18 protein-coding genes are annotated in these 18196 nt (G+C 73.0%); 5 read left to right on the top strand and 13 right to left on the bottom strand.

The genetic code is table 11. The annotated features are described in order from the left end of the window. Positions 1–87: 87 nt before the first annotated feature. The 3 genes from OG332_RS27645 to ilvA all read right to left on the bottom strand — a co-directional run bounded on the left by OG332_RS27645 (position 88) and on the right by ilvA (position 3329). Positions 88–945 (bottom strand): ABC transporter permease, encoded by an 858-nt coding sequence (locus OG332_RS27645; protein ID WP_327415986.1) that lies wholly within the window; start codon positions 943–945, stop codon positions 88–90. Beyond that, entirely contained in the window at positions 942–1964 is a 1023-nt protein-coding gene (locus OG332_RS27640; protein WP_327415985.1) for an ATP-binding cassette domain-containing protein, read from the bottom strand. Before OG332_RS27640 ends, OG332_RS27645 begins: the two co-directional genes overlap by 4 nt. Positions 1965–2096: 132 nt before the next feature. Continuing rightward, positions 2097–3329, bottom strand: coding sequence for a threonine ammonia-lyase (gene ilvA / locus OG332_RS27635; protein WP_327415984.1), 1233 nt, complete (start codon positions 3327–3329; stop codon positions 2097–2099). A gap of 241 nt (positions 3330–3570) precedes the next feature. Between ilvA and OG332_RS27630 the strand changes: the two genes are divergently transcribed. Genes OG332_RS27630 through OG332_RS27620 form a run of 3 tightly spaced genes read left to right on the top strand, consistent with a single transcriptional unit; the run spans position 3571 to position 4823 of the window. Next, positions 3571–4092 (top strand): MarR family winged helix-turn-helix transcriptional regulator, encoded by a 522-nt coding sequence (locus OG332_RS27630; RefSeq protein ID WP_327415983.1) that lies wholly within the window; start codon positions 3571–3573, stop codon positions 4090–4092. A 57-nt stretch (positions 4093–4149) separates the two neighbouring features. Next, positions 4150–4572, top strand: a complete 423-nt coding sequence (locus tag OG332_RS27625) for a sigma factor-like helix-turn-helix DNA-binding protein (protein ID WP_327415982.1) — start codon at positions 4150–4152, stop codon at positions 4570–4572. Continuing rightward, positions 4569–4823: a hypothetical protein gene (locus tag OG332_RS27620; protein ID WP_327415981.1), complete on the top strand. Its 255-nt coding sequence runs from the start codon at positions 4569–4571 to the stop codon at positions 4821–4823. The genes OG332_RS27625 and OG332_RS27620 overlap by 4 nt, the downstream gene beginning before the upstream one ends. Before the next feature lie 218 nt (positions 4824–5041). Here the strand turns inward: OG332_RS27620 and OG332_RS27615 are convergent, their stop codons facing one another. Then, positions 5042–6199: a cystathionine gamma-synthase gene (locus tag OG332_RS27615; RefSeq protein WP_327415980.1), complete on the bottom strand. Its 1158-nt coding sequence runs from the start codon at positions 6197–6199 to the stop codon at positions 5042–5044. Positions 6200–6274: 75 nt separating this feature from the next. Between OG332_RS27615 and OG332_RS27610 the strand changes: the two genes are divergently transcribed. After that, positions 6275–7381, top strand: a complete 1107-nt coding sequence (locus OG332_RS27610) for a hypothetical protein (RefSeq protein ID WP_327415979.1) — start codon at positions 6275–6277, stop codon at positions 7379–7381. Between the two features lie 389 nt (positions 7382–7770). Here the strand turns inward: OG332_RS27610 and msrA are convergent, their stop codons facing one another. The 4 genes from msrA to OG332_RS27590 form a co-directional block, all read right to left on the bottom strand. Beyond that, on the bottom strand, positions 7771–8283 hold the full coding sequence (gene msrA / locus OG332_RS27605) for a peptide-methionine (S)-S-oxide reductase MsrA (RefSeq protein WP_327415978.1): 513 nt from the start codon (positions 8281–8283) through the stop codon (positions 7771–7773). Between the two features lie 389 nt (positions 8284–8672). Further along, the gene (locus OG332_RS27600; RefSeq protein ID WP_327415977.1) at positions 8673–9557 is read right to left on the bottom strand and encodes a GNAT family N-acetyltransferase; all 885 of its coding nucleotides are present in this window, start codon (positions 9555–9557) and stop codon (positions 8673–8675) included. Positions 9558–9766: 209 nt separating this feature from the next. Further along, positions 9767–11038, bottom strand: coding sequence for a L,D-transpeptidase (locus OG332_RS27595; RefSeq protein WP_327415976.1), 1272 nt, complete (start codon positions 11036–11038; stop codon positions 9767–9769). A gap of 132 nt (positions 11039–11170) precedes the next feature. Further along, positions 11171–11473: a hypothetical protein gene (locus OG332_RS27590; RefSeq protein WP_327415975.1), complete on the bottom strand. Its 303-nt coding sequence runs from the start codon at positions 11471–11473 to the stop codon at positions 11171–11173. A 146-nt stretch (positions 11474–11619) separates the two neighbouring features. On the opposite strand from OG332_RS27590, the gene OG332_RS27585 reads away from it, so the two are divergent. Continuing rightward, positions 11620–11976 carry a hypothetical protein gene (locus OG332_RS27585; protein WP_327415974.1) on the top strand — a complete coding sequence of 119 codons (357 nt, stop codon included), beginning with the start codon at positions 11620–11622 and terminating at the stop codon, positions 11974–11976. Positions 11977–12039: 63 nt separating this feature from the next. On the opposite strand, the gene hutH is transcribed toward OG332_RS27585, so the two are convergent. The 5 genes from hutH to OG332_RS27560 form a co-directional block, all read right to left on the bottom strand. Beyond that, complete coding sequence (gene hutH, locus OG332_RS27580) at positions 12040–13581, bottom strand: histidine ammonia-lyase (protein WP_327419389.1); 1542 nt, start codon at positions 13579–13581, stop codon at positions 12040–12042. 139 nt (positions 13582–13720) lie between these two features. Continuing rightward, positions 13721–14836, bottom strand: a complete 1116-nt coding sequence (locus OG332_RS27575) for a GGDEF domain-containing protein (protein WP_327415973.1) — start codon at positions 14834–14836, stop codon at positions 13721–13723. 95 nt (positions 14837–14931) lie between these two features. Beyond that, positions 14932–15732 carry an enoyl-CoA hydratase/isomerase family protein gene (locus OG332_RS27570; protein WP_327415972.1) on the bottom strand — a complete coding sequence of 267 codons (801 nt, stop codon included), beginning with the start codon at positions 15730–15732 and terminating at the stop codon, positions 14932–14934. A 156-nt stretch (positions 15733–15888) separates the two neighbouring features. After that, positions 15889–17055 (bottom strand): adenylate/guanylate cyclase domain-containing protein, encoded by a 1167-nt coding sequence (locus OG332_RS27565; protein ID WP_442816212.1) that lies wholly within the window; start codon positions 17053–17055, stop codon positions 15889–15891. Positions 17056–17285: 230 nt separating this feature from the next. Next, the gene (locus OG332_RS27560; RefSeq protein ID WP_327415971.1) at positions 17286–18152 is read right to left on the bottom strand and encodes a biotin--[acetyl-CoA-carboxylase] ligase; all 867 of its coding nucleotides are present in this window, start codon (positions 18150–18152) and stop codon (positions 17286–17288) included. Between the last annotated feature and the right edge of the window lie 44 nt (positions 18153–18196).

Raw genomic sequence — 18196 nt, 5'->3', positions numbered from 1 at the left:
ACGGGCACCCCACCGTCGGGCCACCCCGCCGTACGGGCACCCCGCCTACGGGCACCCCGCCTACGGGCACCCCGCCTACGGGCGGGCCTACACCGTCGCCGAGCGGTACTTGCGGACCGCGAGGGACCGGAAGACCACGATGATCAGCACCGACCAGAGGATGGACGCCGTGATCGGGTGCTGCATCGGCCACGCGTCCGGGACCGGATAGCCCTCCGGAAGGTTGCCGAAGAGCTCGCGGGACGCCTGGACGGTGGCGCTGAAGGGGTTCCACTCCGCGATGGTCTGCAGGAAGGGCGGCATGTTCTCGGAGGGGACGAAGGCGTTCGAGATGAACGTCAGCGGGAAGAGCCAGATCAGCCCGCCCGAGGTGGCCGCCTCCGGGGTGCGCACCGACAGGCCGATCAGGGCGCCGATCCAGGAGAAGGCGTAGCCGAGCAGGAGCAGCAGGCCGAAGCCGGCCAGGACCTCGCCGAAGCTCGTGTGGGTGCGCCAGCCGACGATCAGGGCCACGACCGCCAGGACGAAGAGGGTGAGCGTGGTCTGGACGAGGTCGGCGAGGGTGCGCCCGGTGAGGACCGCGCCGCGGGCCATGGGCAGTGAGCGGAAGCGGTCGATCAGGCCCTTGTGCATGTCGTCCGCGATGCCCGCGCCGGCGCCCGCGGTGGCGAAGGTGACGGTCTGGGCGAAGATGCCGGCCATCAGGAACTCGCGGTAGGCGGCGGGCGAGGTGCTGCCCCCGACGCTGATCGAGCCGCCGAAGACGTAGCTGAAGAGGACGACGAACATGACCGGCTGAATCACGCCGAAGATGATCATCTCCGGGATCCGGGACATCCGGATCAGGTTCCGCTTGGCGACCACGAGGGAGTCGTTGACGCTCTGGACGACGCCGCCGCGCGGGCGCGGTGCCGTGATGTCCGATGTCGGGGAGGTGAGGGTCACTTCGCCGCCTCCTTCCGGGCCGCCTTGCGGCCCTTGGCCTCGGGGCCGGCCGCACCGTCGCCGCTCTCGTCCGCCGCCTGCTCGGCCGCGTGGCCGGTGAGGGAGATGAACACGTCGTCGAGGGTGGGGCGGCGCAGGCCTATGTCGTCGATCTCGATGCCGCGGCCGTCCAGTTCCCGGATGACCTCGGCGAGCAGCTTGGCGCCGCCCGACACCGGCACGGTCAGCTTGCGGGTGTGCTCCTCGACCGTGGTCTCGCCCTTGCCGAAGCCGGCGAGCACCTCACGTGCGGTGGCCATGTGGTCCCGCTCGTGGACGACGACCTCCACGCGCTCGCCGCCCGTACGGGCCTTGAGCTGGTCGGATGTGCCGCGGGCGATGACCTTGCCGTGGTCGACCACGCATATGTCGTGGGCGAGGTGGTCGGCCTCCTCCAGGTACTGGGTGGTGAGGAGCAGGGTGGTGCCGCCGGCGACCAGTTCCTGGATGATCCCCCACAGCTGCTGGCGGTTGCGGGGGTCGAGTCCGGTGGTCGGCTCGTCCATGAACATGACGGGCGGACTGACGACGAGGGCGGCGGCGAGGTCGAGGCGCCTGCGCATGCCGCCGGAGTAGGTCTTGGCGGTGCGGTCGGCGGCGTCGCCGAGGTCGAAGCGTTCGAGCAGTTCGTCGGCCCGGGCCTTCGCGGCCCTGGCCTTCATCTGGTAGAGCTGGCCGACCATCTGGAGGTTCTCACGGCCGGTCAGGTACTCGTCGACGGCGGCGAACTGGCCGGAGAGGCCGATGGCCCGGCGGACCTCGTTGGGGTGCCCCAGCACGTCGATGCCGGCGACGAAGGCCTTGCCGCTGTCGGGCTGGAGGAGGGTGGTCAGGACGCGCACGGTCGTGGTCTTGCCCGCACCGTTGGGGCCGAGCAGACCCAGGACGGTGCCTTCGGGGACATCGAGGTCCACGCCGTCCAGAGCCCGTACATCGCCGAAGGTCTTGACCAGACCTTCGGCGTAGATAGCGCCTGGCATATGGATTCTCCCCGTGTGAATCGGGCCAGTAGAATCGGGGCTTTCAGGGCATCGCTACGCAAATCCTATGAGCGCCGAATGGGTCTCGCCCGGCCGAACGGGTGATGCCGGCACCCCGACGGCGTCCGCCGTCTAGCTCATCACCTTGTATCCCGCGGCGTGCAGTTTCCGTGCGACCTCCGCGCAGTGCTCCGGGCCCTTCGTCTCCAGGTGCAGCTCCACCTCCACCTCCGTGAGCCCCAGCCGTGGATCGGTCCGTACGTGGCTCACATCGAGTACGTTCGCATCCACCACCGACAACACCCCCAGGAGCCCGGCCAGGGCCCCGGGGCGGTCGGCCACGCGCAGCCGCAGGGACAGGTACCGGCCCGCCGCCGCCATGCCGTGGCGCAGGATCCGCTGGAGCAGCAGCGGGTCGACGTTGCCGCCGGACAGGACGGCCACCACCGGGCCTCCGCCGTACAGTTCGGGCTCGCTGAGCAGGGCCGCGACCGTGCTGCACCCCGCCGGTTCGACCAGCAGCTTCGCCCGTTCCAAGCAGAGCAGCAGCGCGCTGGAGAGGGCGTCCTCGGAGACCGTACGCACGTCGTCGAGCAGCTCGCCGATGATTTTGAAGGGGACGTCGCCGGGGCGGCCGACCTTGATTCCGTCCGCCATCGTGTCGGGGTCGTCGATGGAGACGGGGTGCCCGATCCGGAGCGAGGGCGGGTACGCGGCCGCGCCCGCCGCCTGCACCCCGACGACCCGCACGTCGGGCCGCAGCGCCTTCACCGCGACCGCGACACCGGCCGCGAGACCGCCGCCGCCGATCCCGACGAGGATGGTCCGCACCTCCGGGCACTGCTCCAGGATCTCCAGGCCCACCGTGCCCTGGCCCGCGATGATGTCGCGGTGGTCGAAGGGGTGGATGAACACGGCGCCCGTGCGGTCCGCGTAGTCCTGGGCGGCCGCGAGGGTCTCGTCGACGACCTGCCCGTGCATGCGCACCTCGGCTCCGTATTCCTGGGTCGCGGCCACCTTCGGCAGCGGCGCCCCGACCGGCATGAACACGGTGGAGCGGACTCCGAGGAGGGAGGAGGCCAGCGCCACGCCCTGCGCGTGGTTGCCGGCGCTGGCCGCGACGACACCGGCGGCCCGCTGCTCGGGGCGCAGGCCCGCGATGCGGACGTAGGCGCCGCGCAGCTTGAAGGAGCCGGTGCGCTGGAGGTTCTCGCACTTGAAGTGGACCGGGGACCCGGTGAGCGAGGAGAGGTACCGGCTGCCTTCCATCGGCGTGACCCGGGAGACGCCGGAGAGCATCTTCTGAGCCCCCCGGACATCGTCGAGGATGACCTGCGGGACGGGCTGGGGCACGCGGTAGTTCATGCCGCCAGTCTCGCAGCCCGCGGGCGGGGCGGCTCGAAGCGGAGGCAGAGGCTCCGACAGGGGCTCGGGGCGGGCCTCGGGGAGGACCTCGGGGAGGGGCGAAATCTCGCCATCCGGGACACGTGCGCGACGGCGGCCCGGACGGGCCGTATCAGTTCTCGTACGAGGCGTACGAGCCGCCGCACGGCCGCGTACTCTGTCCCCCATCCTTGTCGGACCCACGCGAAGAGAGCCCACGGCCATGCCTTCCACCCCGGCCAATTCCGACCTGCCCGCGGCGGCCGACGCGCCCGCCGGAGGCGGTCTCCTCGACGCGCTCCAGCACCAGGTGGCCGTCTTCGCCCGCCGCGCCGAGCAGACCCGCCTGGGCGGTGTGGGCCAGGCCCGCAACTCCATGGACCGCGCCGCCTACCTGCTGCTGAACCGGCTCGACCTGGAGGGCCCGATGGGCGTCAAGGCGCTCGCCGGCGGCATGGGAATCGACTCCTCCACGGTGACCCGTCAGGTCGCGCCGCTGGTCGACAGCGGTCTGGTCAAGCGGACCTCGCACCCCGAGGACGGGCGGGCCGTGGTGCTCGCACTGTCCCCGCGGGGGCTGGCGCGGCTGGAGGATGTCCGCTCCTCGCGGCGCGAGCTGATGGCCCGGGTGACGGAGGGCTGGAGCGAGGACGAGCGGGAATCCTTCACCGGACTGCTGACGCGGTTCAACCTTTCGCTGTCGGAACTGATGGCGGCCGTGGCCGAAGCAGGACCGGCCTCCTGAGCGGAGTCCGTCCGTCCTCTTGACCGGGACGGTCCCGCTGCCCGCACTATGTGGACTATGCGGGTGGTCGATCAACAGGCTGGCTCCTACGCGGAGTTCGAGGCTTTCGTCGCGGGCGCGGCGGGGCGGCTCCTGTATGTCGCGGTGCTGCTGACCGGTGAGCCGGAAGCGGCACGACGGCTGCTGGCGGGCGCGTTGGCCCGTACGTACGCGAACTGGCTGCGGCTGCGCGGGGACGACCCGTACGACTTCACCCGCCAGGAGCTGTGCGCGGCCTTCGCCCGGACCGGCTGGCGCCATCACGGCGGCACCGGCGTACTGGCGCGGCTGAGCCCCCCGGAGCGGCTCGTACTCGTGCTGCGGCTCTACGAGGGCGTCGCGGAGGAGGTCACGGCGGCACAGCTCGGGCTGACGGCCGAGCGGGTACGGGTGCTGTGCAACCGGGCCGTGGCCGCGCTGAGGTCCCGGGAGGCGGCGTGAGCGGGCTCCCGGACCGGAAGGAAGCCCAGGTCAGGCAGCTGCTGGAGGGGCCGTACCCGACGGTGCCGGCGGGCCTCGCGGCGGGTGCGGCGGCCCGGGGCGGCCGGTTGCTGCGGCGTCGGCGGGCGCTGCGCCGGTTGGGGTGGGCGGTGCTCTTCGCTGCCGCGGTGGCCTTCACGGTCTGGGCCTCCCTGACCCGCCCCTGGGCCACGCCGCCGAGCGGCATCTCCCCGCCCTTGGAAGGCTGGTAGCCCAACCGCCGCCCCAGCCCTGCCGGGCCGGACCCGGCTTCGCCGGCCGAACCCAGCCCTGGCGCTGACCCGGCCCTGTCGGGCGGAGCCCGGTGCCCCGGCGGAGCCGGGTTTCCCGGGGCTCCGCCCCAGACCCCGGGGGCACGGCCCCCGGCACAGCGGCGCACCGGCACACGCCCCCGCCGGGTCCGGGCCGGGGCCCGGCGGGGGCGGGGCGGCTAGCCCAGGGCCTGGGTGAGGTCCGCGATGAGGTCGTCGGCGTTCTCGATGCCGACCGAGACGCGGATCAGGTCCGCCGGGACCTCCAGCGCCGAGCCGGCCACCGAGGCGTGCGTCATGCGCCCCGGGTGCTCGATGAGGGACTCGACGCCGCCCAGGGACTCGGCCAGGGTGAAGATCTTGGTGCGGCCGCAGACCGCGACGGCCTCTTCCTCGCCACCGGCGACCTGGAAGGAGATCATGCCGCCGAAGTTCCGCATCTGCTTGGCGGCGACCTCGTGACCCGGGTGCTCGGGCAGGCCCGGGTAGAGGACCTTGGTGACCTTCGGGTGCCGCTTGAGCACCTCGACGATCCTGCCCGCGTTCTCCGCGTGCCGGTCCATGCGTACGGCGAGGGTCTTGATGCCCCGCAGCACGACCCAGGAGTCGAAGGGACCGGCCACCGCGCCCATCGCGTTCTGGTGGTAGGCCAGTTCCTCGCCGAGCGCCGCGTCCGCGGTGACCAGCGCGCCGCCGACCACGTCGGAGTGCCCGCCCATGTACTTGGTCAGCGAGTGCACGACCACGTCGGCGCCCAGCGCGAGGGGCTGCTGCAGGTAGGGGGAGGCGAAGGTGTTGTCCACGACCAGCTTGGCGCCGGCCGTCCGCGCGATGTCGGCGACCACGGCGATGTCCGTGATGCCGAGCAGCGGGTTGGAGGGGGTCTCGACCCAGATGACCTTCGTCTTCGGGGTGAGGGCCGCCCGTACGGAGTCCGCGTCGGAGGTGTCGGCCACCGACCACTCCACGCCCCAGCGGGAGACGACCTTCGCGAAGAGGCGGAAGGTGCCGCCGTACGCGTCGTTGGGGATGACCACGTGGTCGCCCGGGGAGAGCAGCGTACGCAGCAGGCAGTCCTCCGCGGCCAGTCCGGACGCGAAGGCGAGCCCGCGGCGGCCGCCCTCCAGCGCCGCGAGGTTCTCCTCAAGTGCGGTGCGGGTCGGGTTGGCGCTGCGGCTGTACTCGTAGCCGCCGCGCAGTCCTCCGACGCCGTCCTGCTTGTAGGTGGAGACCTGGTAGATCGGGGGTACGACCGCGCCGGTCTGCGGGTCCGCCGTGTTGCCCGCGTGGATCGCGCGGGTCTCGAAGCTCTGGTGCTCGTGGCTGTCGTCGCTCATGGTCAGATGCTATGCCCCGCCCGGGATCGGGTCCCCTATTGGCCTGCGGCCCCCTCGGTCTGGTTCGCTGGAGGCATGGAGATTCTGTGGTTGCTGTTCGCGATGCTCATGATCGTGTTCATCGTGGGTCCGTACGTCCGGCGCAGGCGCGGCGGCATCCGTCTGGTCGCGCCGGGCAGTCCTGACGCCGCCGACCCGGCGAGCTACGGATTCGACCTGCAGGAGGAGCTCGACATCCGGGTGCCCGGGCCCGACCAGGATCTGATGGACGCCCTCGACAACGTGCAGCGCACCGGCCAGTGGCAGGCGGCCTCGCAGCTGCTCGCCGGGACTCCGCGGGAGGGCGAGCGGCGCTGGCAGCGCGTGCAGGCCTTCGGCGGGGCGGCGGCGCTGGAGCTGGTGGCGCAGCCGGGTGTGGGCGCGCCGTGGCTGAAGGCGTGGCGGCTGGACGCGGAACAGGACGCGGGCGGCGCGCAGGTGCACGCGGAGCTGCTGGTGCAGCAGGCGTGGCGGCACTCGGGCGGGGTCGGGTCCACCGATCACCGGATCATCCTGGAGGAGGCCCGGGAGGCGTGCCGCAGGGCGGCGCTGCTGGCGCCGGCGGATCCGGTCCCGTACATCACGGAGCTGGCGATCGCGCGGGGTCTGGCCTACTCGGAGGCGGAGTTCGACACCCTGTGGGCGGAGGTCATCGACCGGGCGCCGGAGCACATGGGGGCGCACCTGGCGGCGCTGCACTACTGGTGCGCGAAGTGGCACGGCTCGCGGGAGAAGGCGGACGCGTTCACGCACGCGGCCGCGGCGCGTGCGCCGCAGGGCTCGCTGCTGGCGGCGCTGCCGCTGTTCGCGGTGTACGAGAACACCCCCGAGATCGTCCTGACCGGCAGCTTCTACCAGAGCGCGGTCGTGACGCGGGCGGTGGAGGGCGCGCTGTACGCGGTGCAGACCGCGCGCCAGGACGACCCGATGCTGGCGCACGTACGGCACCTGCTGCTGATGTTCCTGGTCAACATGGAGCGCTGGGCGGAGGCCATGGAGCAGGTGCGGCACGTGGACGGATACGTGGGCGCGCTGCCGTGGTCGGCCACGGCGGACCCGGCTGCGGAGTACGCGGTGTACCGGGCGCTGGCGGTGGCGGGGTACGAGGCGAACGGGGGGTCGCCGGCGACCCTCCCGCGGTAGCCCTCCCGGCGGGTCGGCAGGTCGGCGCGTAGCCCTCCGGGCCGGTCGGTTCCCGGCGGGTTGCCCTCCAGGCTGGTCGGCGGACGCCCGCCTGGCCGGTCGGTTCCCGGCGGGTTGCCCTCCAGGCTGGTCGGCGGACGCCCGCCTGGCCGGTCGGTTCCCGGCGGGTTGCCCTTCAGACTGGTCGGCGGGGCTTCGGGGCGGGCTGGCGCCCCTCCGGGACCGGGAAGAGCCCCACTGGGGAGCATCCCGCCCGACGGGAGCCGCCTCGGCCGACGGCTGAGAGGCGCTGCTCTCGGTCCGGCGCGCCGCGCCGCCGCGGACGGCCCGAGGGCACGCCGTCCACCGGGCCTGCGGCCCGGCGCCAGCCGCCGGGCCGCATCGTGCGGTCAGCCCTCCGCGCGGGCGGGCAGCCGCCATCCCCGGCGCGGGAAGTGGCAGGTGTAGCCGTCCGGGTAACGCTCCAGGTAGTCCTGGTGCTCGGGCTCGGCCTCCCAGAACGGGCCGACCGGCTCGACCTCGGTGACGACCTTGCCCGGCCACAGTCCGGAGGCGTCCACGTCCGCGATCGTGTCCTCGGCGGTCCGCTTCTGCTCGTCGTCCACGTAGTAGATCGCCGAGCGGTAGCTGACGCCGATGTCGTTGCCCTGGCGGTTCTCCGTGCTCGGGTCGTGGATCTGGAAGAAGAACTCCAGGATCGCGCGGAAGTCGGTCCTCTCGGGGTCGAAAAGGATCTCAATGGCCTCCGCGTGCGTGCCGTGGTTGCGGTACGTCGCGTTCGGCACGTCACCGCCGGTGTATCCGACCCGGGTCGCCGTCACGCCCGGGAGCCGGCGGATCAGGTCCTGCATCCCCCAGAAGCATCCGCCCGCCAGTACGGCCCTCTGCGTCTGCGCCGCCATTACAGCCCTCCCATATGTGTCAGCTCGCTCACTCGGGCCGCTCGGTTCTCACACACCACCGGCACCCCTGCCGACTTCTCCAACGCGCGAGGGTTCCAGGCGATTCCGTGCCCGTCCAACCGGCCTCGCGGTCGCCGTCAGATCGTCGAGGCGTCGAGGCGTCGAGGCGTCGAGGCGTCGAGGCGTCGAGGCGTCGATCACGAAGCGGTAGCGGACGTCGCCGGCCAGGACCCGCTCGCGGGCTCCGCTTCGGCGGACGCCCTGCGCCTGCTGGCCGCTTGGGACGCCCAGTCGACCGTGCCGCCACCCGCGCGGCCGTCGGCGGGACGGCCGGCGGCGGGACGGCCGGCGGCGGGACGGCCGGCGGCGGGACGGCGTCCCGGGTGCGGCTACAGCTTGAGCTGGAAGATGCCAGCGTCGCGCTCGCGGCGGTAGCCGATGGCCTCGTTCACCGCGCGCATGTGGGTGTTGGGGTCGGCCACCGTCGTGGCGATGCGGCGCAGCGCCGGGTGGCGTGCGGCGGCCTCGGCCGCCATGCGCAGTTTCACGGCGCGGCCGAGGCCGTGGCCGCGGTGGCCGGGGGTGACCACCGTGTCGTGCTGGAGGGCGCGCGCGCCGGACGGATCCGGCAGGACGAGTTCCGTGTAGGCGGCCACCTCGCCCGCCCCGGTCACCGCCGCGACCGTGGTCAGCTCGCCGCCCCGGTCGATGATCAGCTGCTGCAGGGCGTGCAGCCGCTGCGCCGTCCAGACCTGGATCCGCTCGTCCATGTCCCCGCCGGGCGCGTCCTCCATCGCCCCGTGGGCCGCGGCGGCGGCCGGGGCCCAGGCGTCGGGGACCAGGCCCTGCCAGGTGTGCAGCTCGTAGCCGGGCGTGGCGGGGACGGGCGCGGGCCCGTCGGCCGGGAGTTCCTGTTCGTACCAGGCCATCGGCAGGACGTTCTCGAACCCCAGCGACTCCGCGAACGCCTGCCCCGGGCCTCCCAGGTCCACCAGGGCCGCGACCGAGGTCCGGCCCTGCGCGAGCAGTTCCTCGCGGACCCGCTCCCACAGGGCGGTGCCCACGCCCCGCCGCCGCTCCTGCGGCCGTACGGTCAGCACGTCCAGGAACGCCGTGTGCGTGTTGCCCTCGTCCGTGAACAGGAGCAGGGCCGCCACGCCGGCGCCCTCGCCCGCCGCCCAGAGCACGGGCCGGCCGCGTGCGGGCGGCACGCACAGCCGCCCCGCGACCTCCCGGTGGGACGGCGCGGGCAGCTGCGGCTGGTCGGCGGCCACGGCGGCGGCCAGGCGTCGACCTCGGCGTCGGACGGCGGCAGGTCGAGGGAGTGGATCATCATGCCCCGACCCTAGACGGGGCCCGTACGCCGCACTGAGCGGTTTTCGGCCGCGTCACCCGGCCCCGCCCGGGACATGGCAAAAGACGGACGGCGGGGACCCCGGAAGGTCCCCGCCGTCCGTCGACTGCGGTCGGTTCACACGCGGCGTCAGGCGGCCGAGCCCGCCTTCCACTCCGCCCAGCCCATGTTCCAGCCGTTGAGACCGTTGTCCGGCTTGATGGTCTTGTCCGGGGAGTTGACCACGGTGACCACGTCGCCGATGAGCGTGTTGTCGAAGAACCACGCGGCGGGCTGGTTCGGGTCGTTCGCGCCCTTGGCGTCGTTCAGGCCGACACAGCCGTGGCTGGTGTTGACGCTGCCGAAGACCGAGTCCGAGCCCCAGTAGTTGCCGTGGATGAAGGTGCCGGACGTGGACAGCCGCATGGCGTGCGGGACGTCCTTGATGTCGTACTCGCCCTTGCCCTCTTCGTTCTTGAAGCCGACGGTCGAGCCGTCCATCCGGGTCTCCTTGAACTTCTCGGAGATCACCATCTGGCCGTTGTACGTGGGGTTCTCCGGGGAGCCCGCCGAGATCGGGATGGTCTTGAGGACCGCGCCGTCCCGGGTGACCGTCATCTTCTTGGTCTTCGTGTCGACCGTGGAGACCTGGCTGCGGCCGATCTTGAAGGTGACGGTCTTGCTCTGGACGCCCTGGACGCCCTGAGCGCCCTGGACGCCCTCCAGTGCCAGCTTCAGCGTGACGGTGGAGTTCGCCTGCCAGTACTGCTCGGGGCGGAAGTCGAGGCGCTGCGGGCTGAACCAGTGGCCGACGACTTCCTGACCGCTGCTGGAGGAGACCGAGATCCCCGCCTGGACGGCCTTCTTGTCCTTGATCGGCTTGTTGAAGGTGATCGAGACCGGCATGCCCACGCCGACCGTCTGGCCTTCCTCCGGGACGAAGGAGGCCACGAAGCTGTTCTCGGGGGAGACGGTGGTGAAGGAGGCGTTCTCGTGGGCCTCGCGGCCGTCCGCGTCCTTCGCCGTCGCCGCCAGGGCGTACTTCGTGGAGCGCTTCAGGGCGGCGTCGGGCTTCCAGCTCTTGCCGTCGGCAGCGATCTTGCCGGCCACGGCCGCGCCCTCGCTGGTCTTCAGCTCGACCAGGGTGAGCGTGCCGTCACTGACGGCGACGTTGGCGGCGTCGTTGAGGCCGACGTTGGTGGCGCCGTCCTTCGGCGTGATGGTTATCTTCGCCTTCGACGCGTCCTTGGCCGCTGCCGCGTCGACCTCCGCCTGAGACTTGCTGGCCTCGCCGTTGCCCTTCGGCTTGTCGTCGCCCCCGTCGTTGCACGCCGAGAGCACCAGTACGCCGCCGAGCACGACGGATATGGCCACCAGGGACCTTCTCCGTCGCTTGCTGTCCGTCCTCACACGCCACTCCATCGTTGCCGGATACCCCGGGGCTGCCGTCCCGGGGTTGGCCGGGCAGGGGGACGCGCCCCCCGCCTCGTCCTGACAACGCGTTAACGGCGCCGGCCGGTTCCACATTCCGTTGGGATGTGGGCAACCACACGGTCAGGCGTTGTCGGGTTCTTCGTCGAAGTCCCCATCTTCCTCGTCGAGGTCCCACTCCATCGACTCGGGGTCGTATTCGACGGGCTCGCTGCTCCACGAGGCCTGCGCCAGCTCCACGCCGGGAATCTCCGCGACCAGGTCAGTGGGGTCCACCAGGTAGGCCAGGGCCTCCGATTCGTCCTCGCGGACGGCGGACTCGGCGTGGCCGCGCTCCTCGTCCGGCATGAACTCGTCGGCCTTGATGTGTGCGAGCGCGGCTCCGGTGAGTGCCTGGGCATCCGGCACCTCGAGTACCAAATCCACCCGAAGTCGAACGTAACGTGATGTCTCAGAAGGGTTCATACGACGGAGGGTAAGCCCGCGGAAGCCCTGACTTTCCCACGACCCGCCCCTTTCCGTAGCATCACCGCACACGGCCAATTCGCTGCTGCCACAAGGGGGATCGCACCGTGTCCGCACGCCGACCGCTGCTCACCGCTCTCGGAGCGACCACCCTCCTCGCCGCCCTGTGGTTCGTGCCCTCGGCGGGCGCCACCTCACCAGGGGCCGCGGAGAGCCTTTCCGGCGCGCCCGCCGGCGCGAACACCGCGGAGACCGGCGCCGGAGCCGGGTCCGGCACCGGAACCGGAACCGTCACGGGAACGGCCGAAGCGGCGGGCGCGCAGCCGCCGTCCGTCGTACTGGCCGACACCGGCTCCGTCGACACCGCCCCCTACCTGCTGGGCGGCACGCTCTTCCTCGGCGTCGGGGCCGGATTCGTGGCCTTCTCCGTGCGCCGCTCCCACTCCCCCTCACGCACCCCGTGAACGGGAAGGGCCGCCCCGGGAGAGATCCCGGAGCGGCCCTTCGCCGCACACCAGAGCCCGCGGTCAGGCGAGCGGACCCGTCACCGGCTCCACCGCGGCGAGCAGCCCGCCCGTACGGACGAACTCCTCGGCGGCGGCCAGGTCGGGGGCGAGGAAACGATCCGGCCCGGGACCCTGCACACCCGCCGCCCGGGCGGCCTCGATGGCGGCCCGGCTGGCCGGCGCCGCGGTGAGCCCGTGGCGCAGCTCGATGGCGCGGGTGGCCGCGTACAGCTCGATGGCGATGATCCGCGTCAGGTTGTCGACGGCGGTACGCAGCTTGCGCGCGGCCGACCAGCCCATCGAGACGTGGTCCTCCTGCATGGCGGAGGAGGGGATCGAGTCGGCCGAGGCCGGCACCGCGAGCCGCTTCATCTCGCTGACCAGGGCGGCCTGCGTGTACTGGGCGATCATCAGACCGGAGTCCACGCCGGCGTCGTCCGCGAGGAACGGCGGCAGGCCGTGCGAGCGGTTCTTGTCGAGCAGCCGGTCGGTGCGCCGCTCGGCGATGGAGCCGAGGTCGGCGGCCGCGATGGCCAGGAAGTCCAGGACGTACGCGACCGGGGCCCCGTGGAAGTTGCCGTTGGACTCCACGCGCCCGTCGGGCAGGACCACCGGGTTGTCGACGGCGGCGGCCAGCTCGCGGGAGGCCACCAGGGCGGCGTGCGCCATGGTGTCGCGGCCCGCGCCGGCGACCTGCGGGGCGCAGCGCACCGAGTACGCGTCCTGCACGCGCGGGGCGGACTCCTCCTGGAAGTGCCCGGTGAGCCCGGAGCCCTTCAGCACGGCGGCCATGTTGGCGGCGGAGGCGCTCTGGCCGGGGTGCGGGCGGATGGCGTGCAGTTCGGGCTGCAGGACCTTCTCGGTGCCGAGCAGCGCTTCCAGGGTGAGGGCCGCGGTGATGTCGGCGGAGGTGTACAGCTTGCCGAGGTCGGCGAGGGCCATGACGAGCATGCCGAGCATGCCGTCGGTGCCGTTGAGGAGGGCGAGGCCCTCCTTCTCGCGGAGCTCGACGGGGGCGATCCCGGCTTCGGCGAGCAGTTCGCCGGCGGGGCGGACGGTTCCGTCCGGGCCCTCGGCGTCGCCCTCGCCCATGAGCGCGAGCGCGCAGTGGGACAGCGGGGCGAGGTCGCCGGAGCAGCCCAGGGAGCCGTACTCGTGGACGACGGGGGTGATCCCGGCGTTGAGCACGTCGGCCATGGTCTGGGCGACGGAGGGCCGTACGCCGGTGTGCCCGGAGGCGACGGTCTTCAGCCGGAGGAACATCAGCGCGCGGACCACCTCGCGCTCGACGCGCGGACCCATGCCGGCGGCGTGCGAGCGGACGATGTTGCGCTGGAGCTGGGCACGCAGCTCGGGGCTGATGTGCCGGGAGGCGAGGGCGCCGAACCCGGTGGACACCCCGTAGACGGGCTCGGGCTTGGCGGCGAGGGCGTCGACGATCTCGCGGGCGCGGGCGAGTGCGTCGAGCGCCTCGCCGGACAGCTCGACCCGTGCGTTGCCGCGGGCGACGGCGATGACGTCCTCGGCAGTGGTCCCGGAGGTCCCGACCACAACAGTGTGCATATCCATATTCAGCACCCTACGGATTGAATCGCTTCATGTCACTAGGGGAGATTGTCACGATCGCGACCGACGAGTAACCCTTACGGCCCAGTGCCGCCGGCCGGCAGCCGCACCCCTGGCCGGGGACGGCCACGGGCGGTCACTGACGCCCGCGGAAGCGGCGCCGCTCCCCCGGGGCCTCCTGGGCGGCGGCGTCCGCGAGCCGGACCACCGCGGTGTCCCGCCCCGCCACCACCGGCCCGGCCGAGCGCGCCGCCTTCGCCTTGTACTGGGCGGCGTCGGCCAGCCGGAACAGTCGCCGGGAGGACTTCACCGGCCCGATCGGGTCGCCGGTGGAGGCCACCCCGCAGGCCACGCCCTCGCCCAGCTCCAGCTCGGCCGCCCGGGTGCACACCTCCTCGGCGACCCGGACCACCTCGTCGGCGCTCGGGCCGACCCCGACCAGGCAGAACTCGTCACCGCCCAGGCGCGCGACCAGCGCCCCGGGCAGCATGGCCCCGCACAGGCTGAGGACCGACCCGAACCGCTCCAGCAGCCGGTCGCCCATGGCGTGGCCCAGGGTGTCGTTGACCTTCTTCAGTCCGTTCAGGTCGCAGACGACGAGGCTGACGACCGCCCCGGTGCGCCGGTGCTCCTCCAGGGCCCCGTCGAGCCGCATGTCGACCGCCCGACGGTTCGCGAGCCCGGTCAGCGGGTCGGTGAAGGCGAGGCGCCGGGCCTCCTCCAGCCGCTCGTTCTGCGCGAGGCCGGCCGCGATCACGGCGGCCAGCACGGTGGCGAACTCGGCGTCGTCCTCGTCGAAGTCGGGCAGCCCCTCGTCCCGGGCGACGTACAGCTCGCCCCAGGCCCGCCCGCTGAGCACGACGGGCGCGACCACGCAGGTCCCGCGGCCGCGGTGGCGCAGCGCCTCTCCGCGCCGCCCCGGGCGGTCGCCGACGGCGCTCTCGACCCAGGCGTGCGGGCCGCCGCCGCCCACCCACCGCTCGTGGAGGAACTCGGTGACCTCCGGGAAGTCGTGCACGGGGTAGGACTCGTCCTCGGGGAACTCCTCCTCCCCGGCCCGCCGCTCGCCCTCGTTCACGAGCACGCGCAGGCGCCCCCGCTCCCGCTCCCACGCGGAGATCGCGGCGAACGAGCCGTCCAGCGCCGTGCGCGCGCCCCGCGCCGCCGCCCGCACACTGTCCCGCGGCGCGCAGGCCGCGGCCATCGCCTGCGCGAGGCTCACCACGGCTCGCAGCCGCCCGTCGACTCCCATCACCCCAGGTTAGGGAGTTTTGTCCGATTTGGTACGCGTGACGCCGCTGGGGAGACACCCCCGGAGACACCCCCCGACCCTGCCGGACGGGCGGGCTACTCCCCCGGCCAGTTCGGCTTGCGCTTCTCGTTGAAGGCGGCCACGCCCTCCGCCCGGTCACCGGAGAAGGCCACCGTCCGCCAGGCCGCGTCCTCGATCTCCAGGCCCGCCGCCAGGTCCATCCCGTGCCCCAGCCGCAGCGCCCGCTTGGCCGCCCGCAGACCCACCGGGGAGTTCGCCGCCATCCGGGACGCCAGGGCCAGGGCCTCGGCCCTGTCCTGTCCCGCCGCGACCACCGAGTCCACCAGCCCCAGGGACAGCGCCTCGCCCGCCTCCACCCGGCGCGCCGTGAAGATCAGCTCGGCCGCCCGCGCCGCACCCACCCGGCGCGGCAGCAGCTGCGTGCCCCCGCCGCCCGGGATCACGCCCACCGACACCTCGGGCAGCCCGACCACCGCGGTCTCGTCGGCCACGATCACGTCGCAGGCCAGGGCCAGCTCGAAGCCGCCGCCCAGCGCGAACCCGTGCACCGACGCGATGGTCGGCACCGGAAGCTCCAGCACGCCCCCGTACGCCCCCCGCGTGGTCGGCCGCTGCCGCACCAGCTCGGCGTCCGACAGCGAGTTCCGCTCCTTGAGGTCGGCCCCGACGCAGAAGGCCCGCTCTGCGGTGGAGGTGAGCACGACCACCCGCACCGACGGGTCCGCCGCGAGCGCGGCGCAGGCCGCGCCGATCGACCGGGCCATCTCCGTCGACACCGCGTTCATCGCCTTGGGGCGGTCCATCGCCAGCTCCGCGACGTGCCCGTCGCCCTCCCGACGTACCGCGACGAACTCTCCGAAGCGCTGCTCAGACATGCCTGCGACCCTCCCGGTTAACGAGCGTTATCGGCGCACTCTAGTCCGCGGGGCGGCCACCGGGTCAAGGCCGCGGGGGTCCGGGGCACGGCCGCGCCCCGGCCCGCCGGCAAGGGGGCCGGGCCGGTCGGCAGTGAGCCCGGGCCCGCAGGCGCGTCAGGCGGGGTTCTTGGGCTTGCGGCGGGTCAGCGACCAGGGCTCCACCACACCGAGCCCGCGCACCGGCCGCTGCCACATCGGCTGGAGGGCGAACCGGTAGGCCGCCCCCTCGTCGGGCGAGGCCTCCGCCTCCTTCTCCGACACCGGCGCGGCCCCGGTCCGGGAGAGCTCCTCGGCCATCGCCCCGTCCACCAGCACCGCGTCCTTGGGCGCTATGGAGGTCAGCCGGCTGGCCAGGTTCACCGTGGTCCCGAAGACGTCGCCCATCCGGGTCGTCACCGTGCCGAAGGCGATCCCGACCCGCAGCTCGGGCATCTGCGCGTCGAGCTCCATCGTCTCGATCAGCCGCAGTGCGATCTCCGCCGCCGTCGCCGCGTCGTCGGCGCAGTACAGCACCTCGTCGCCGAGCGTCTTGATCAGCCGGCCGCCGTGCGCGGCCACCAGGTCCGCCGCGGTCGTCTCGAAGGACTCGACCAGTTCGCCGAGCTCCTCCTCCTCCAGCCGCCGCGTGAGGCGGGTGAAGCCCACCAGGTCGGCGAAGCCCACGGCGAGCCGCCGGTCGACCATCTCGTCGTCGTCCGCGACCTGCACCACGCGCCCGGTGGCGGCCGCCAGCTGCCGCCGCCACACGTAGACGAGGAATTCCTCCAGCTCGGGCAGGAGCAGCTCCACCAGGGGGTACGTGACCTCCGTACGGGTCATCCCCGGCTCCGGCGGCTCCGTCAGCCCTTCCAGGAAGGAGTCGATCTGCCACTCCGCCAGCCGTGCCGTGGTCTGCCCGGTGGACCGGGCCACCTGCACCGCCATCGGCTCGGAGAGCAGCCCGGCCTCCACCAGACCGGCGAGCCGGCGCAGGGCCAGTACGTCGGCCTCGGTCAGCGCCTTGGCCTGACCGATGTCGGCGAAGCCCATGGCACGCCAGAAACGGGAGGCGAGCTCCATGGACACGCCGGCGCTCCGGGCGGCCTGGAACGGCGTGTACCGGCGCTCGGCCCCGAGGATCAGCTGCTCCAGCCGGATGGCGAGGGGGTCCGCCGTCGGCTGGGCCGTGTGGTCGACCTCGTGGTGCGGGGTGTGCTGGTCACGGCCGATCGGGGTGACCGGGCCGGACGCGGAGCCGCCGGCACCGGCGGACGCGCTGGACGTAGAGTCGTCGACGGTCAAGGGCCGCCTCCTGTCCATTCCGTGCGCACTGCCCTGCGAACCGGTTGATCACCACGAGCACCGGGATCGCCTAAACCATACGGCAGGTGTGCCGTAGCTCACTCCCCCTCCCCTTTTTGCGACGCGGTCCGCCCCCGGGGCGCCCGGGCCGGCCCATGAGGCCGCACCCGCCGGAAATGCTGGTTCCCCACATTTCTCCGCGCGCCCGGCCTCATCCCCGTCGTGCCCCGTCAGTGCACGGAGCGCAGGTGGACGACGTCCCCCGCCCCCACCGCCTCGTGCTGTCCCTCGGCCGTACGGATCACCAGGCGGCCATCGGTGTCCACCGCTTCGGCCGTTCCGGTGAGAGTGCGGCCGCCCGGGAGCTCCACGCGGACGTGGCGGCCGAGGGTGGCGCAGCCCGCCGCGTAGGTCTCCTGGAGGCCGCTGGCGGCGGGGTCGCCGCCCGCCGCGCGCCAGTTCCCGTACCACTCCTCCAGGGACCGCAGTACGGCCCTCAGGAGCGGGTCCCGGTCGGTCACGGTGGCCTTGGCCAGCACCAGCGAGCCCGCGGCCGGTACGGGCAGCTCTTCCTCGGTGAGGCTGACGTTGATCCCGATCCCGACGACCACGCCGTCCGTGACCCGCTCGGCGAGGATCCCGCCGGTCTTGCGCTCCTCGCCCTCCACGCTGACCAGCAGGTCGTTGGGCCATTTGAGGGCGGTGTCCACGCCCGCCGCGCGGGACAGCCCGGTCGCGGTGGCCACCCCGGCCAGCAGGGTCAGCCACCCCCACCGCTCCTGCGGCACCGCGTCGCCCGGCTTGAACAGGACGGAGAAGAACAGCCCGGACCGGGCCGGCGCGACCCAGCTCCGGTCGAGCCGCCCGCGCCCGGCGCTCTGCTCCTCGGCGACGAGCACGGCCCCCTCGGGCAGCTCGGCCGCCCGGGCGGCGAGGTCGGTGTTGGTGGAACCGGTGGCGGCGACCACGTCGAGGGAGGTCCACAGCCCTCCCCCGGTGATGAGGGCCCGCCGCAGCCCCTCGGCGTTCAGGGGCGGCCGCTCCAGACTCGACCAACGACCGGCGGAAGCTCCTGCTGATGCATCTGATGGCGTCATGCAAGCCACATTAGGTGTGTCAAACGCCGCACTGCCGAGCGCCA

This window comes from Streptomyces sp. NBC_01233, assembly GCF_035989305.1.
Classification (GTDB): Bacteria; Actinomycetota; Actinomycetes; order Streptomycetales; family Streptomycetaceae; genus Streptomyces.
The sequence above is the reverse complement of the archived record's forward strand: the minus strand, read 5'-3'. Positions and strand labels throughout refer to the sequence as shown.

Coding starts and splice junctions, on each gene's coding strand:
- OG332_RS27625 (WP_327415982.1), top strand. CDS start 4,150: ATGCGGGTGGTCGATCAACAGGCTGGCTCCTACGCGGAGTTCGAGGCT.
- msrA (WP_327415978.1), bottom strand. CDS start 8,283: ATGGCGGCGCAGACGCAGAGGGCCGTACTGGCGGGCGGATGCTTCTGG.
- OG332_RS27610 (WP_327415979.1), top strand. CDS start 6,275: ATGGAGATTCTGTGGTTGCTGTTCGCGATGCTCATGATCGTGTTCATC.
- OG332_RS27615 (WP_327415980.1), bottom strand. CDS start 6,199: ATGAGCGACGACAGCCACGAGCACCAGAGCTTCGAGACCCGCGCGATC.
- OG332_RS27570 (WP_327415972.1), bottom strand. CDS start 15,732: ATGTCTGAGCAGCGCTTCGGAGAGTTCGTCGCGGTACGTCGGGAGGGC.
- OG332_RS27560 (WP_327415971.1), bottom strand. CDS start 18,152: ATGACGCCATCAGATGCATCAGCAGGAGCTTCCGCCGGTCGTTGGTCG.
- ilvA (WP_327415984.1), bottom strand. CDS start 3,329: ATGAACTACCGCGTGCCCCAGCCCGTCCCGCAGGTCATCCTCGACGAT.
- OG332_RS27575 (WP_327415973.1), bottom strand. CDS start 14,836: ATGGGAGTCGACGGGCGGCTGCGAGCCGTGGTGAGCCTCGCGCAGGCG.
- OG332_RS27630 (WP_327415983.1), top strand. CDS start 3,571: ATGCCTTCCACCCCGGCCAATTCCGACCTGCCCGCGGCGGCCGACGCG.
- OG332_RS27595 (WP_327415976.1), bottom strand. CDS start 11,038: ATGGAGTGGCGTGTGAGGACGGACAGCAAGCGACGGAGAAGGTCCCTG.
- hutH (WP_327419389.1), bottom strand. CDS start 13,581: ATGCACACTGTTGTGGTCGGGACCTCCGGGACCACTGCCGAGGACGTC.
- OG332_RS27640 (WP_327415985.1), bottom strand. CDS start 1,964: ATGCCAGGCGCTATCTACGCCGAAGGTCTGGTCAAGACCTTCGGCGAT.